Here is a 14,647-nt window from a genome sequence, read left to right as displayed (position 1 = left end):
TTCCGGAACCCACTTCTATCCTAAAAACAAAACGTATGGAAATTTTAAATTCAAAAATATTTGGCGAAAATCTTTCGCCGACACCGCTTTTGGTATTTCACGGTTTATTTGGAATGCTGGATAACTGGGGAACTTTCGGGAAAGATTTCGGAGAGTTTTTGCCAACGCACCTTATTGATCTCCGCAACCACGGAAGAAGTTTTCATTCGGCTGAGATGTCTCACGACGATTTAGCGGATGATATTCTTCGGTATATGGAGCATTACGGGATACAGAAAGCTCATATTCTGGGACATTCTTTAGGTGGAAAAGCAGTAATGCAGTTTGCTATTAAATATCCTGAAAAAGTGGAAAAGCTTATTGTTGTAGATATTTCTCCGAAAGCATATCCTCCACATCATCAGGGGATTATCAAAGCTTTGGAAACCGTGGATTTTAATACGGTAAATTCCAGAAATGATGTGGAAACCGTTTTAAGCCAGTATATTCCTGAAAGATCAACAATACAATTCCTTACAAAAAATCTGTATTGGGATGATAATAAAAAACTGAACTGGAGATTTAACCTGAAAACCCTTTCTGAAAAATACAATCAGTTTGTTTCCAATGCGATAAAATTCGGTGTTTTCGAAGGAGAGACATTGTTTATTGCAGGCGAAAAATCAAATTATATTCTTCCTCAGGATGAGTTTGCTATTAAACAGCAGTTTCCCAAAGCTCAGTTTTCAACAGTTAAAAATGCAGGACATTGGGTTCAGGCTGAAAATCCTGTAGATTTTGCTAAAATTGTAAAAGAATTTTTGAATATTGTGTAACATAATGCGTTTATTGAGGGTTATTTGTTAAAATTTTCTTAAAATATAAATTTATTCTACTTTGTGTGATATTTTTTAATATTTTAGTCGAAGCTAAATCACTAAATATTAATATCATGGAAAATAAGAAAAACAAAAAGCCGTTTTTTGCATCATTTTTAGAAAAACAGATCGCAGAACCAGAAAAAATCAAAGGAGGATCTGAAACTGTTGCGACAGCTCCATTGAGAGATAATGTTACAACGGCACTTCAGGACAGCGTTACAAAACCTTCCAATGATAATGTTACCATGAAGTATCCTTCAGACAGTGATGAAGGGGGTACAGAAATCTAAAAAATGATTTAACTGTATAAACTCTAATCACAGACATTATGAAAAGAAGCGACAAGAAAAAACCGTTTTTTGCTTCGTTTTTAGAGAAGCAGATTCAGAATCCTGAAGAAGTTCAGGGCGGCGGCGGAATAATAACAGGATTAATGGATGATTCTTTTACGTTACCCGCAAAAGATTCTGTTTTTACCTTAAAAACGCTGGACGGACCTGTAACCACAACACCCATTAAAGACACTCCTGTCACACTGAAATATCCTTCAGACAGTGACGAGGGAGGATTTAATCCAGGTAATCCTCCGGGAATTGAATAGTCATAAAAAATACCCAAAATAAACAACTATGAAAAACAAAGATTCAAAAAAGAAGCCTTTCTTTGCTTCATTTTTAGAAAAGCAATTACAGGATCCTGAAAAAATTAAAGGAGGTGGAGATGTAACTATTGCATCACAGGACAGCATTACAAAACCCGCTGTAGATACAGTTACAAAGCCAATCTATGATATGGCGCAGACTATGAAATATCCTTCCGACGGAGATGATGATTCTCCATCTGTTTAATGGATTTTTATTTTCAGATCGCATTAAAAAATCATATTAAAGGAAACTTACGCTCTAAGTTTCCTTTTTTAATAAAAAACGACAGATGATTCTTTGTATAACGCATTCTCAGGACTTTTACAATATTGATATCTTTTTTGAATATTTAAAATCTAAAAATATTCCGTGTTTCCGACTGAATTCAGATAAAATCAGTCATTACCAGAAAATCAGCATCAACGAAAGCTGTTTTGAATTAACTGATGAATCCGGCAATACCGTAAATTCAAACGAAATTAAAGCAGTATGGCACAGAAAATCGTGGGGAATCTCTGTTCCTGATGAACTGGATGAAAGCTATACAAAAATTTTCCTGAAAGAATATGCTGCCCTCAGAAACAATCTTTTCACTTTACTGGAAAACATTCCGTGGATCAATCCGTTTGAAAATGAAAATAAGATTGACGGCAATAAAATGCATCAACTAAAGATTGCCAAAAAAAACAATCTTACTATTCCCGAAACTATTTTTTCAAACGATTCAGAACAAATAACCGAGTTTTTCCATCAGAAATGTAACGGAAAAATGGTGGCAAAACTTCATGGCGCGCTTTCCAAGTCGATGAACGCAGAAAATTTCCTCTCTACCAATATTATCGATGAAAATTCTCTCGAAAATATAGACGATATAGAATACTGTCCCATGATTTTTCAGCCCTACATTGAAAAAGAATATGAACTGAGAATACTTTATCTTGACAGAGAATTTTTTACCGGAAAAATCAATAACAGCGAAAATGCCGACTGGAGAATAGCCAATAAGAATTATTTTTGGTCAGAATATCACTTACCGGAACATATTAAAATCGGTCTCACCTCAATGATGCAGGAAATGGGATTGTACATCGGAGCAATCGATATGATAAAAAGCAAAGACGGAAACTACTATTTTCTGGAAGTAAATCCGCAGGGAGAATGGGGAATGCTCCAGAAAGAACTCAATTTCCCAATTGCGGAAAGAATTGCCGATAACCTTATAAAAAGAATGAAAACCAATGAATAAAATTTTAATAATTACCCATACAGGAGATAATTTTTCCATAGAAAAAGTAACGGAATATATTGCTGAAAACCATTGTGAAGTCATCCGTTTCGACGTCGATTTATACCCTTTGCAAAATAAATTATCTACCCGTTTTGAAGACGGAAAGTGGATCAGTATTTTAGAAACTCCTGAAAAAAGACATCGTTTGGACGATATTTCCGCGGTCTGGTACAGAAGAGCCTACAATATTGGATCTGGTCTGAAAGAAGAGCTGGATTCTAAATTTTACGGTGCAGCCATGGGAGAGATCAGAACGACACTATTTGGGTTTTTAGAGTCTATTGATGTCTATGCATTAGGGAAACCAAGTGTTTACAGAAGAGTAGACAGCAAGGAAGAACAATTGAAAATAGCTCATAAAATTGGACTTAAAATTCCGGAATCCTGCCTTACGAACAATCCGGAAGAAGCGAAACAGTTCATTGTAAAACATAAAAATGTAGTTGCCAAAATGCAGACCGGATTTGCTATTTATGAAGACGGTGTTGAAAGTGTTGTATTCACTAATGTGGTAAAGGAAGATAAACTGGAAGAACTGGATACGCTTTTATACTGTCCGATGCAGTTTCAGAAAAAAATTGAAAAGAAAAAAGAGCTCCGCATTACCATTGTAGGAAGAGAAGTTTACGCTTTTGAAATCGATTCCCAACAGTCGGAAGCCGCAAAAATAGACTGGAGAAAAGACGGGGTAAATCTTATCGATAAATGGATTCCTGCGGAACTTCCGACAGACATCGAAGCAAAATTGCTGGAACTTTTAGACGTTTACAATATCGATTACGGAGCTATTGATATGATCGTTTCGCCCGAAGACGAATATTATTTCATCGAAATCAACTGTGCCGGAGAATTCTTCTGGCTGGATAATCTCACCGAAGGAAACCTTATTTCCAAAAGTATTGCCGATATCTTATGTGATAAAGCTCCAAGAAGAAACAATATGGTTTTGGTCTAAAATTCTTCTAACACAAGATGATACAAAAAACGGGCGAAAGTCCGTTTTTTTATTTAATGATCATCTTATTTATTGCTCAAAATGGAAACACCAAAACTTTTGCTGTTTTTATCCATTTAAAAAACAGAAATCTCCCTTAAAAATCGCAAATTTGCATAACGTAGAATATTATCATAATTTAGTAAGCAATCAAGTAAAAAAAATTGATGGTTTTTGTAACGGGAGCAACCGGAATTTTAGGCAGAGTAATCGTTTTGGAACTTCTTAAAAAAGGAAAAAACGTTCGTGCAGCAAAAAGACCGACGAGCAATTTAAACGAAGTAAGGCATTCCTATACATTTTATACGGAAAATCCCGATGATTTTTTCAACCGAATCGAATGGATCGATGTAGATTTTGATGATATTCTCTCTCTTCAGGAAGCCTTAAAAGGAATTGATGAGGTGTATCACTGCGCTGCTAAAGTGGGTTTCAATCCCAAAGACAGCAAAGAAATTTACCACACGAACATTAAGGGAACAGAAAATTTACTTTATGCCTGTGAAGGTGCTGAAGTGAAGAAATTCCTTCATGTAAGTTCTATTGCTGTTCTCGATAATTTTAATGAAAAAGGTGAGCTGGATGAAGAATCCGATTTTAACCCGAAAGAAGACCATTCTGCTTATGCAATCTCAAAACATATTTCTGAAATGGAAGTCTGGAGAGCTTCTGCTGAAGGGTTAAACGTCGTTATTGTAAATCCGGGAATGATTATCGGAAGCGGAAACTGGGGAAACAGCAGTGGCGATATTTTTCCCACTTTCGAAAAAAACAGTTTTACTTTTTCAGGAGGAACAAGCTATGCGGACGTGAGAGATGTTGCCGCAATCTCTGTTGAACTGATGGAGAAAAATATTTTTGGAGAACGGTTCATCATCATTTCCGAGAACAGAAGATATACAGAATTAGGAAAGCAGATCCGAAAGAAACTGGGGCTGAAGGAAGCGAAACTCCTGTCACAATTTCAGCTGAATATAGGAGTTTTGGCAAATACATTATTCGGATGGCTGATTCCGGCTTTAAGAATGGCGACAAGATCCAATGTAAAAGCAATTTCTGAGATGAATATTGTTTCCAACGAAAAAATAAAAAGCAGATTGAATTATCAGTTCATTCCTCTTTCGGAAAGTATTGATTTTCATTTAAATAATTATATCAACGATAAAAAGATAAAGCAATGAATCTTGCAGAGGCAATTATCTTAAAAAATACAGAAAAGCATCCCATAAAATCTGCTATCGGATTTAAAAAGAAAGATGCGGGCTGGAAAGAACTGAGCTGGAAAAAATTCAGTGAAATTGTATATAAAACAGCCAATGCGCTTAAAAATGCAGGCATTCAGGAAAATGATAAAGTAGCCATTTATTCGGATAACTCATCGGAATGGATGATTTTTGATCTCGCAGTGTTAGCAATCGGAGCCATTACGGTTCCAATCTATTCTACTAATAATGCAGAACAGGCAGAATATATCATCAACGATTCGGAAGCGAAGGCTATTTTGGTGGGAGATCAGGCTCAGTACGATGCGTGTCTGGAAATTTTGAAAAAAGAAAGTACAAATCTACAGACTATAATCATTTCTAAAAAAGCAGTCTGGATCAAAAAAGAATTCAGCAGTTTTTATCTTGAAGATTTTATTGCCAAAAGCGCTCCCAAATTAGAATTCTGCAAGAAAGAATATGAAGATATTGCCACGCTTATCTACACTTCCGGAACTACAGGAACGCCGAAAGGAGTCATTCTCACGCACGGAAATTTCATAAAAGCTTTTGATGCCCATTTTGAATTTTTTAAGTTTAAAAACTTCGAAGAAGAACTTTCTCTGGCATTTTTACCATTAACCCACGTTTTCGAAAGAAGCTGGAGTCTTTTGTGTCTTTACGGAGGCGCAAGAGTTTATTTCCTTGAAGATCCGAAGAATATCGCCAATGCTTTGGAAGAGGTAAAACCGACCATGATGTGCGCGGTGCCGAGATTTTTCCAGAAAGTCTACGCCGGAGTTTTGGAAAAGGCAGAAGAAGGTTCATCGCTGAAGAAAAAAATCTTCAAATGGGCTTTGGAAACCGGATCGCAGACCGCAGAATTAAGAAGAAGAGAACAGCCGGTTCCGTTTGGATTAAAAATAAAAGAAAATATTGCCGAATCTTTGGTTTTTAGTAAAATTAAAGAAAAAATGGGCGGAAGATTATGGTTTCTGCCTTGTGGCGGAGCTTCATTATCTCCTGAAGTGACGAAGTTTTTTGAATCGGTTGGAATTCATGTGACGGTTGGCTACGGTTTAACGGAAACTACGGCAACTTTAACCGCTTTTCCTTTGACGAATTTTGAACACGGAAGCTGCGGAAAACCTCTTCCGGGCTTGGAGATCCGAATCGGGGAGAACGACGAGATTCAGGCAAAAGGAAACGGAATCATGAAGGGATATTACAAAAAGCCTGAAGAAACGCAGAAAGTTTTCACCGAAGACGGCTGGTTTAAAACTGGAGATGCCGGAACCATCGACAGCAAAGGAAATCTTACCATTACAGACCGATTGAAAGATCTCATGAAGACTTCCAACGGAAAATACATCGCGCCGCAGCAGATTGAAAATATCTTGACCAACAACAATTTCATTCAGCAGATTTTCCTGATTGCGGAAGGAAAACAGTTTGTTTCCGCGTTGGTTGTTCCAAACTTTGAATTTTTAAAAGAATATCTTAAGAAAAATAATATTGCTTTCACCAATTGGGAAGAAATTGTAAAAAACGAAAAGATACACGATTTTTACAAAGACAAAATTAAAGAGCTGCAAAGCCATTTATCCGATTACGAAAAAGTGAAAAAATTCACTTTGATGCCTTCGGAATTTGATATCAATACAGGAGAAATTACTCCGACATTGAAGGTAAAAAGAAATGTAGTGCTTAAAAAATATGCAGATCTTATTGAGAAGATGTATTAAATTTTTAAGGCTGAGTGAAGATAGAGCTGTAACAGCTGTACATTAAGCAGATCTCACCTTGCAAAAATTGAAATTATGACAACACAGGAATTTTTAGGAAAAAAAGATTTTACAATAAACAATCAGACGGTTTCAGAAAGCTGTCCTTCCAATATTGCCTTAATTAAATATTGGGGGAAATACGACAATCAGATTCCCGCCAATCCAAGCATCAGTTTTACATTAAATCATTGCAGAACGAATACTTCGATGGAGTTTTCTGCCAATGAATCTTTTTCTGTGCGGACTTTTCTTGCCGGAAATGAAGAAGTAAAATTTGCTGAAAAAATTGAAAAATATTTCAGAAATATCGAACAGTATCTTCCATGGATTTTACAGGGGAAATACATCATCAGAACCGAAAATACTTTTCCTCACAGCTCAGGAATTGCAAGTTCGGCTTCCGGTTTTGGGGCGATAGCTAAATGTCTGATGAATCTTGACGAAACATTTTCAGGAAAAACTTCGGATGAAGAATCGTTGAGAAAAGCCTCTTTTTTAGCAAGATTAGGAAGCGGAAGCGCCTGCAGAAGTCTTTACAACGGATTGGTTGTGTGGGGCGAATCTCAGGTAAAAGGAAGTTCTGATCTTTTTGCAGTACAATATCCGAACGAAGAAATCCATGAAATTTTTAAAGATTTTAACGATTGGGTTTTACTCATTCATGAAGGGCAGAAAAGCGTTTCTTCCACCGTTGGTCATGGTTTGATGAATACCAATCCTTACGCAGACAGAAGATTTCAGGAAGCAAGGGAAAACTTTGGTCCGATGAAAGAAATGTTAGCCAGCGGAGATTTGCAGCGTTTTATTAAACTGGTAGAACACGAAGCATTAACACTTCATGCCATGATGATGATTAGCGATCCTGCATTTATTTTAATGAAAACAGGAACTTTGGAAGTCATCAATAAAATCTGGGATTTCAGAAAAGAAACCGGTTTGCCACTGTTCTTCACGTTAGACGCAGGAGCCAATGTTCATCTTCTCTTCCCGAATGACGGCTCAGAAGGAAAAATAAAATCTTTCATTGAAGCCGAACTGTTACAGCATACGCAGAATAACGGAGTGGTGAAAGATGTGATGAAGTTTTAGAAGTAATTCAAAATATCAGGGTTAAAGACATATTTAAAATCTTTAACCCTATTTTATTTCTCCAAAATTCCTCTTATTTTATTCGCGTTGGAAATCAGCTCTTCCAGATATTCGAAATTCTCTTTTTCCAGAGCGGCTTTAAACTTTCTTAGCTGAGCAATATGTTCATTTAATACATCCAGAACATTTTCTTTATTTTGTTTAAAAATCGGAACCCACATTTCCGGATGAGATTTTGCCAGACGAACAGTGCTGGAAAAACCGGAACTTGCCAATTGAAAAATGGTTTCTTCTTCTTTCTCTTTTTCTAAAACCGTATTGGCTAATGCGTAAGAAGTAATGTGGGAAATATGCGAAATGTAAGCGGTGTGAACATCATGATCTTCCGCATTCATGTAAATCAGATGCATATCAAGACTTTCGACAATTTTTTCAACCAATTCTAAAGCATCTTTCGCAGATTCTTCTTTATCGCAGATAACGCCGGCTTTTCCGGAGAAACTTTCTGAAACTGCCGATTTTGGTCCGTTATTTTCCGTTCCCCACATCGGATGGAAAGCTACAAATCTCGATCTTTTCGGATGGTTTTTTACCGCATTTACAATTCCCGCTTTGGTAGATCCTGCATCCATTACCGTCTGATTTTCCGAAATCAGGTCTAAAATATTCGGTAGTAATTTTCTCGCGGCATCTACAGGAATGGCAAGAATCACCAGATCAGAATTTTTGATTCCGTATTCCAGATCTACTTTTGCATCGATTATTTTGAGTTCTAATGCTTCATTCAGATGCTCATTGCTGTTATCAATACCGTAGACGAAATCGGCAATTCCTTTTTGTCTTAATTTTAATGCAATCGAGCCCCCGATTAATCCTACACCAATTATACTTATTTTCATCGTTTAAATTTTAAAATAAAAAACCCCGCCCAAGGACGAGGTTTTGTTTTATCTATATGAAATCCTTATCCCAGATCTGAGTTAAAAATTCCGTAATAATATGTTCCGTTGTTTGTAATCACGAGACAAAGGTAAATAATTTTTTTTTAATCAGGACTAAAAAGTGAATTGTGAATTTTGCTTCATGAGTCAAATTTTTTACAGGTCAATTAACTGCGTTGTCAATTCGCTGTGTAGTTAATTTATTTCATTGTGAATTTAAGAATTAACCATTGCTTGTGTAGCAAAATTCACTATTCAAATCATTAAGGATTGCTGATAATCAATGTTGAAGGAATATCCGATAACCAGATACTTTTCGTATCGATGAGGTTTTTCCAGCTTTTGCTGCTGATGAGCATTAAATCCTGTGAATTCAGAAATTCTTTCTCAATTTTTTTCTCATTGTATAGCGTGATGTGATTCGGCGCAACCTGTTCGATGCTTCGGATGAGTTCTTTCACTTCAATATTATTCCGGATCTGTCCTGCAACATCTAAGATAATAATTTGGGAATTGTTATTATTGATGAGTCTTTTCGCATATTCAAGCAGATAAAAATCACTTAAATTAAAGATCGGGACAAAAACTTTGTCTGCGGACGTGAATTCTTTTTCCACCAGAATCCCAACAGGAATATGGGTTTTATCCAGAATCTGTAACGTAAAATCGTCAAAAGGCGAGTTGTTGAAAATGTTGCCTTTCCCTTTTACCGTATTTAAAAGTTTTTCCGGATTAATAATTTTTGTCGTGAAACCAAGCAGTCTTCCCAGTAAACTTCCTTCATACATGGATTTTCCGAGCATGATGAGAAGAAGGTCATAATTTCCTTTGTTGGTAATATGCGTAAGGTCGTTTTCAATATCATTGGAAGCTTTAAAAAGTGTGGTAACTTCAAGATTCAGATCATTGGACGTTTCTATTACATTTTTAAACTGCTCATTTTCGTATTCATTAATATCATAAGCGTGCATTTCGTTCACAGGAGCAATATTCATTGCGGTTATGCTTTTATTGCCGTTCATTTTATTGGTAAAATCATGAGCCAGTTTCAGCAGCGTACTTCCGGATTCCGGATGGTCAAAAGACAATAAGACTCTGTATTTCGCATCATTTTCCGGAGATTCGTCTTCATCTTTTTTAGATTTAAAAATAAAATTGATGAAATCCAGTGCCGGTCCTGTCATGAAAGTTGTAAACAGCGCCATAATTACCATCATCGCAAATATCTGAGGACTTAAAACGCCCAGATCATAACCGATATTCAGGACAATAAGTTCCATTAAACCTCTGGTGTTCATTAAGGCTCCGATCGTTAAACTTTCTTTCCAGTTGATGCCTAAAAATTTTGCGGTTAATGCACTTCCTGCAAACTTTCCGATTACTGCGGTTAAAATAATGAATCCTGCCGTAATCCAGAGATGACTGTCATTCAGTAGCCCGATTTGGGTACGAAGTCCTGTAAATACAAAGAATAATGGAAGCAAAAGCACTAAAGCGACATCTTCCACTTTATCAATAAACAAAGTTCTGAATTTTGCATTTTCAGGCATGATCGCTCCTGCCATAAAAGCTCCGAAAAGCGCATGAATCCCAATAACTTCCGTAGCATAAGCCGAAAGAATCAAGGTTAAAAAGAAAATCGCAACCATGGGTTTGTTGATGGTACTTTTTCCTGCCTGTAAGTCACCGATTCTTTTCAGGAATGGTCTTACGATTTTAATCATGAAAAATACATAGGCAATTGCCATCAGAATTACATAGAGTGAACTTTCGAACGATCCTGCTTTTACGATAGCAATTACGGCTGCTAAAATACACCATGCCGTAATATCATCGGCTGCAGCACAGGTAATAACCACAGTTCCCAGTTTGGTTTTCTGAAGATTTCTTTCCTGAACGATTCTTGCCAAAACAGGAAATGCCGTGATGCTCATGGCAATAGCGATAAAAAGCGCGAATGAGGTAAACTGAATTCCTTCCGGCGCAAATTCTTTATAAATGAAATAAGACAGACCAATTCCCAAGGCAAAAGGGATTATAATACTTGCATGACTAATTACAACGGCATCATGTGCTTTTTTTCTTAAAACACTTAGATCCAGTTCCATTCCCACAATGTACATGAAAAGGATAAGCCCGATCTGGCTTAAAAACTGAAGATTTCCTAAAGATTCTTTCGGGAAAAGAAATGCCGAAAATTCCGGGAAGTACATTCCTACAAGGGAAGGTCCCAGAACAATTCCTGCGATCATTTCACCGATCACGGAAGGCTGCTTGATCTTCATACAAATCCAGCCGAAAAGTCTTGCAACAAGAATAATCGTAACGATTTGCGCCAGTAATAAAGCTAAAGGATGGTGAAGATTGGTCTTGAATGATTCTAAAAAGTTGTCCCAACTGGAACTGTTGTTTGTTTTTGTAATGATCTTTTCTCCGATTTCCAAAGTCTGCCCTTCAATGATGAAAAAATACATCAGTGATGAAAAAACAATAATGGTGGAAATATAAAAGATGATATTTCTGTATTTTCCCCAATTCATGATTCCAAATTTTAGACAAAATTGCTAAGAAAATCGGAAAAAAAAGATGATTTTTAATCAAATGTAATGAAAAGAAAGAATTTTGCAGTGAAATCTAATGTCCCAATAAATCGGAAAGAGATTTCCTGTAGGTTTCCCCGATCTGAAGCTTTAAAAAGCGGTCATTTCCCAGAGAAACAGTAGTAATAATTTCGTTGGTAGAAAATACTTTTACAGCAGATAAAGCGATGATTTCTTTTTTGTTGACCTGCGCAAAATCTTTTGCAGGAAGCATTTCCAGAAGGTTTTTGAAATTCAGGTTTTTTAGAACAATATTGGTTCCGTCCTTAAGAAGGATTTCCTTATCACGACTGTCGATTTCCGAAGTTTTGATGTAGGCGATCTGGTCCGTAAAAATTACGGTTTTGCCGATGTTGGTATTCCACTCGATAAAATCTTTTTTATGGGTTTTCCGGAGCAATTCTGCTGCTTTTTCGAAAGCCTGGGTTAACCTTTCTTTTTTGATGGGTTTTCTTACATAATCCACAACATTCAGGTCGAAAGCTTCGGCTGCATATTCTTTGTAAGCGGTGGTAAAAATGATTTTTTTTGAGCCTGAAATGGCTTCTGCAACCTGCAATCCGTTTATTCCGGGCATTTCGATGTCTAAAATGCAGACGTTGCAGTCGATGTTTTCAATTTCGTTCAGAAAAATTTTAGGATCATTAAATGCTTTTACAACTTCCACATTTTCAATCTGTTCGCATAGAAGTTTTAAATAGCTGATTGCCAGTAATTCATCATCAAGAATAACGCATTTTATCATAGAAATCTCCCAAATTGATTGTTAATTCTGCCGTGAAGATACCGTTTTTTGAACTTTTCTGAAGCGTGTAAAAATTATTGTAGATCATTTTCAGCCTTTGATCCAGAGACTGGCTTCCGAAGCCGCTTTTTTCTTTTTCGAGAACATTTTTCAGAGAAGCTTTATTACTAACTTTCATCGTGAAAACTCTTTTTTCAAGTTCAAGCTGAATGGAAATAAAAGAGTCTGAAGCAAGGAAATCGGTGTGTTTAAAGGCATTTTCAATCAAATCTACCGAAAGAAGAGGGGCAAAAACTTTCTCTTCGTAAATTTCATCCGATTTGTTGATTTTCGATTTAATTCTGAAATCAAAAAGAGGATTTACTTTAATTTTGTTGATCTCGATTAAGCTTAAAGCAAAATTTAATTCTTCTTTTGGGCTTACGAATTTGTTGTTGCTTTCGTATAGAATATAGTCTAAAACATTCGCGAGCTTATCGAGCGACATATACGTCTGATAAGCATGAGACTGCACCGAATTCAGGATGTTTTTAAATAAATGCGGGTTCAGTTTTGTTCCGATGTGTTCAAGCTGTACTTCATTGAGTCTCTGCTGAATCATTTTATTGGCAGTCGAAAGCTTGGCATTTTTTACTTTAAATTTCTGATTTTGGCTGAATAAATAAATGCTTACCGTTAAAAAAAAGAAAACAGCAAATACTCCGATGAATATCCAATAATCATGAATCATGTAGTAATTGCCTTCCATGGATTGAAAATTTATTTACTTCTTTTTATTTCTATTTTAAACCAAAACTCGGTATTTGTGACATGTCATGCTGAGCTTGTCGAAGCATCTTTATTTTTTATTTAAACGCAAAGTTTTAATAAAGATAATTCTAATTTCAAAGGGAGCAAAGGCATAAATGCTTCGCAAAGCGGACTGATAATTTATTTCAGTTTCTTCAAAGAATTCACCGTTACGCTTTCCTCACATTTTTCAAAAGTGATTTCATAAGCGGGATTATCTTCAGGATAGGTGAGAAGATAATCAGGACAGGGTTTTTTCTGTGCGTGGCTTCTGTCGAAATCAATCTTTCCTTTGGTGATGATACTGTCTTTCAGAAATTTTTCATCAACTTTTAATGTCGCCATTTCTGCTTTTGCTGTTTCAGAATATTTAAAATCTTTAGACAGGGTTTCTGCAATAACGCGGCTGTTGGGAAGATAACCGCTGCAGCTTGCGCCTTTTTTGTTTAAGATAAAAAATACAATAATACATCCCGGTACAAGACCGATTGCATAGAATTTCAGTTTTTTCATTAGAAAATTAAAAGATTGATATCGTGATAAGTAAGTCCGAAACGGTCGCAGATGATTTTCTTCGTGTGTCTGCCTTTGTACATATAAAGACTTTGCTTCATTTCGTTTTTGCGAACCAGCATATTTTCGAAACCGCCTTCTTCGTCGTAATTTAAAATATAGGAAAGAAAGAAATTTGAGATCGCTTTTGTGGTGGTTCTCGGCATTCTTGAAGTAAGATTCGGAAGTCCGCAGTGGATTACGCCGTGTTTGATGATGTACGGATCTTCCATGGTGGTAAGTTCGGAAGTCTCAATTACTTTTCCGTTGTCGATGGTAATATCGATAATCACACTTCCTTTTTTCATTTTCATTACCATATCTTCGGTAACGATGGGCGTCATATTCAGTCTTGGAAGGGCTCCGATCACAACATCGGCTCTTCTTAACGCTTTTTTCAGCTCTTTCGGATCGATAATGGAAGTCGGAACTCTGCTGTCAACCAAAGTATGAAGTCGTCTTAATTTAGAAAGGGAATTATCGAAAACTCTTACACTTGCGCCTAAACCGATGGCTGCTTTTGTTGCAAATTCTCCAACGATTCCTGCTCCCAAAATAACCACTTCAGCGGGTCTTACTCCTGTAATTCCGCCCAACATTAAACCATTGGATAAAGCTAGAAGTTCGGAAGCATAAAGAATGGAAACCGTTCCTGCAATTTCGCCGACTAATCTTACTAAAGCTAATTGTTTGTATTCGTCTACAATGAATTCGAATGCAATGGCATTTACTTTTTTCTCTGCCAGTTTCAGGAAATAATTCTTATCCCTCAGGTTGATCTGTAATGCGGAAACCAGATAGGTATTCGGACGCATATAATCAATTTCTTCTTCTGTTGGCGGATTTACCTTTAAAATTAAATCCTGTCCGAAAGCTTCTTTAGGATCGTTTGTAATTCTGGCTCCCGATTCAGAATATTGAAGATCTGTAAAGAACGAACCTTGTCCGGCTCCGGATTCTATGATAATTTCGTGACCACTTTCTACCAAAACCTGTACCGCATCGGGCGTAATGCAGGTTCTTCTTTCATTCAGGGAAGTTTCCTTCGGAATTCCTATGCTGAATTGTTTTCCTTTTTTAATGACCTCCAGTTTTTCTTCTTTCGGCATCAGTTCCTCTTCGGTAAAAGGAGTAAAAATGTTTGTAGTACTCATCC

15 protein-coding genes are annotated in these 14,647 nt (G+C 36.5%); 9 read left to right on the top strand and 6 right to left on the bottom strand.

Translation table 11 applies throughout. The annotated features are described in order from the left end of the window. Positions 1–35 precede the first annotated feature (35 nt). From WFH39_RS16335 to WFH39_RS16295, 9 genes are all read left to right on the top strand, one after another. Entirely contained in the window at positions 36–815 is a 780-nt protein-coding gene (locus WFH39_RS16335; RefSeq protein ID WP_336690655.1) for an alpha/beta fold hydrolase, read from the top strand. A 116-nt stretch (positions 816–931) separates the two neighbouring features. Next, entirely contained in the window at positions 932–1,150 is a 219-nt protein-coding gene (locus WFH39_RS16330) for a microviridin/marinostatin family tricyclic proteinase inhibitor (RefSeq protein ID WP_214589079.1), read from the top strand. A gap of 38 nt (positions 1,151–1,188) precedes the next feature. Continuing rightward, a complete protein-coding gene (locus tag WFH39_RS16325; RefSeq protein ID WP_336690654.1) occupies positions 1,189–1,461 on the top strand; it encodes a microviridin/marinostatin family tricyclic proteinase inhibitor in 273 nt (90 codons plus the stop codon). A 28-nt stretch (positions 1,462–1,489) separates the two neighbouring features. Further along, on the top strand, positions 1,490–1,708 hold the full coding sequence (locus WFH39_RS16320; protein ID WP_076392378.1) for a microviridin/marinostatin family tricyclic proteinase inhibitor: 219 nt from the start codon (positions 1,490–1,492) through the stop codon (positions 1,706–1,708). 85 nt (positions 1,709–1,793) lie between these two features. Beyond that, on the top strand, positions 1,794–2,750 hold the full coding sequence (locus WFH39_RS16315) for an MvdC/MvdD family ATP grasp protein (RefSeq protein WP_336690653.1): 957 nt from the start codon (positions 1,794–1,796) through the stop codon (positions 2,748–2,750). Further along, positions 2,743–3,747: an MvdD family ATP-grasp ribosomal peptide maturase gene (locus WFH39_RS16310; protein WP_336690652.1), complete on the top strand. Its 1,005-nt coding sequence runs from the start codon at positions 2,743–2,745 to the stop codon at positions 3,745–3,747. The genes WFH39_RS16315 and WFH39_RS16310 overlap by 8 nt, the downstream gene beginning before the upstream one ends. A gap of 206 nt (positions 3,748–3,953) precedes the next feature. Then, a complete protein-coding gene (locus WFH39_RS16305) occupies positions 3,954–4,967 on the top strand; it encodes an NAD-dependent epimerase/dehydratase family protein (RefSeq protein ID WP_336690651.1) in 1,014 nt (337 codons plus the stop codon). Further along, positions 4,964–6,733, top strand: coding sequence for an AMP-dependent synthetase/ligase (locus WFH39_RS16300; protein ID WP_336690650.1), 1,770 nt, complete (start codon positions 4,964–4,966; stop codon positions 6,731–6,733). Before WFH39_RS16305 ends, WFH39_RS16300 begins: the two co-directional genes overlap by 4 nt. A 75-nt stretch (positions 6,734–6,808) precedes the next feature. Beyond that, a complete protein-coding gene (locus WFH39_RS16295) occupies positions 6,809–7,864 on the top strand; it encodes a diphosphomevalonate/mevalonate 3,5-bisphosphate decarboxylase family protein (RefSeq protein ID WP_336690649.1) in 1,056 nt (351 codons plus the stop codon). Positions 7,865–7,917: 53 nt separating this feature from the next. On the opposite strand, the gene WFH39_RS16290 is transcribed toward WFH39_RS16295, so the two are convergent. The 6 genes from WFH39_RS16290 to WFH39_RS16265 form a co-directional block, all read right to left on the bottom strand. Further along, entirely contained in the window at positions 7,918–8,763 is an 846-nt protein-coding gene (locus tag WFH39_RS16290) for a prephenate dehydrogenase (RefSeq protein WP_336690648.1), read from the bottom strand. A 305-nt stretch (positions 8,764–9,068) separates the two neighbouring features. Beyond that, the gene (locus tag WFH39_RS16285; RefSeq protein ID WP_336690647.1) at positions 9,069–11,345 is read right to left on the bottom strand and encodes a cation:proton antiporter; all 2,277 of its coding nucleotides are present in this window, start codon (positions 11,343–11,345) and stop codon (positions 9,069–9,071) included. Positions 11,346–11,439: 94 nt separating this feature from the next. Further along, complete coding sequence (locus tag WFH39_RS16280; protein ID WP_336690646.1) at positions 11,440–12,150, bottom strand: LytR/AlgR family response regulator transcription factor; 711 nt, start codon at positions 12,148–12,150, stop codon at positions 11,440–11,442. Then, complete coding sequence (locus tag WFH39_RS16275; RefSeq protein WP_336690645.1) at positions 12,128–12,898, bottom strand: histidine kinase; 771 nt, start codon at positions 12,896–12,898, stop codon at positions 12,128–12,130. Before WFH39_RS16275 ends, WFH39_RS16280 begins: the two co-directional genes overlap by 23 nt. Before the next feature lie 182 nt (positions 12,899–13,080). Next, positions 13,081–13,452, bottom strand: coding sequence for a hypothetical protein (locus WFH39_RS16270; protein ID WP_336690644.1), 372 nt, complete (start codon positions 13,450–13,452; stop codon positions 13,081–13,083). Next, on the bottom strand, positions 13,452–14,645 hold the full coding sequence (locus tag WFH39_RS16265) for an alanine dehydrogenase (RefSeq protein ID WP_235131345.1): 1,194 nt from the start codon (positions 14,643–14,645) through the stop codon (positions 13,452–13,454). Before WFH39_RS16265 ends, WFH39_RS16270 begins: the two co-directional genes overlap by 1 nt. Between the last annotated feature and the right edge of the window lie 2 nt (positions 14,646–14,647).

Origin of the sequence: Chryseobacterium sp. MMO-72, from assembly GCF_037146035.1 — a bacterium.
In the GTDB taxonomy this organism is placed as follows: domain Bacteria; phylum Bacteroidota; class Bacteroidia; order Flavobacteriales; family Weeksellaceae; genus Chryseobacterium; species Chryseobacterium indicum.
This window is presented reverse-complemented; position numbering and strand designations above follow the sequence as displayed.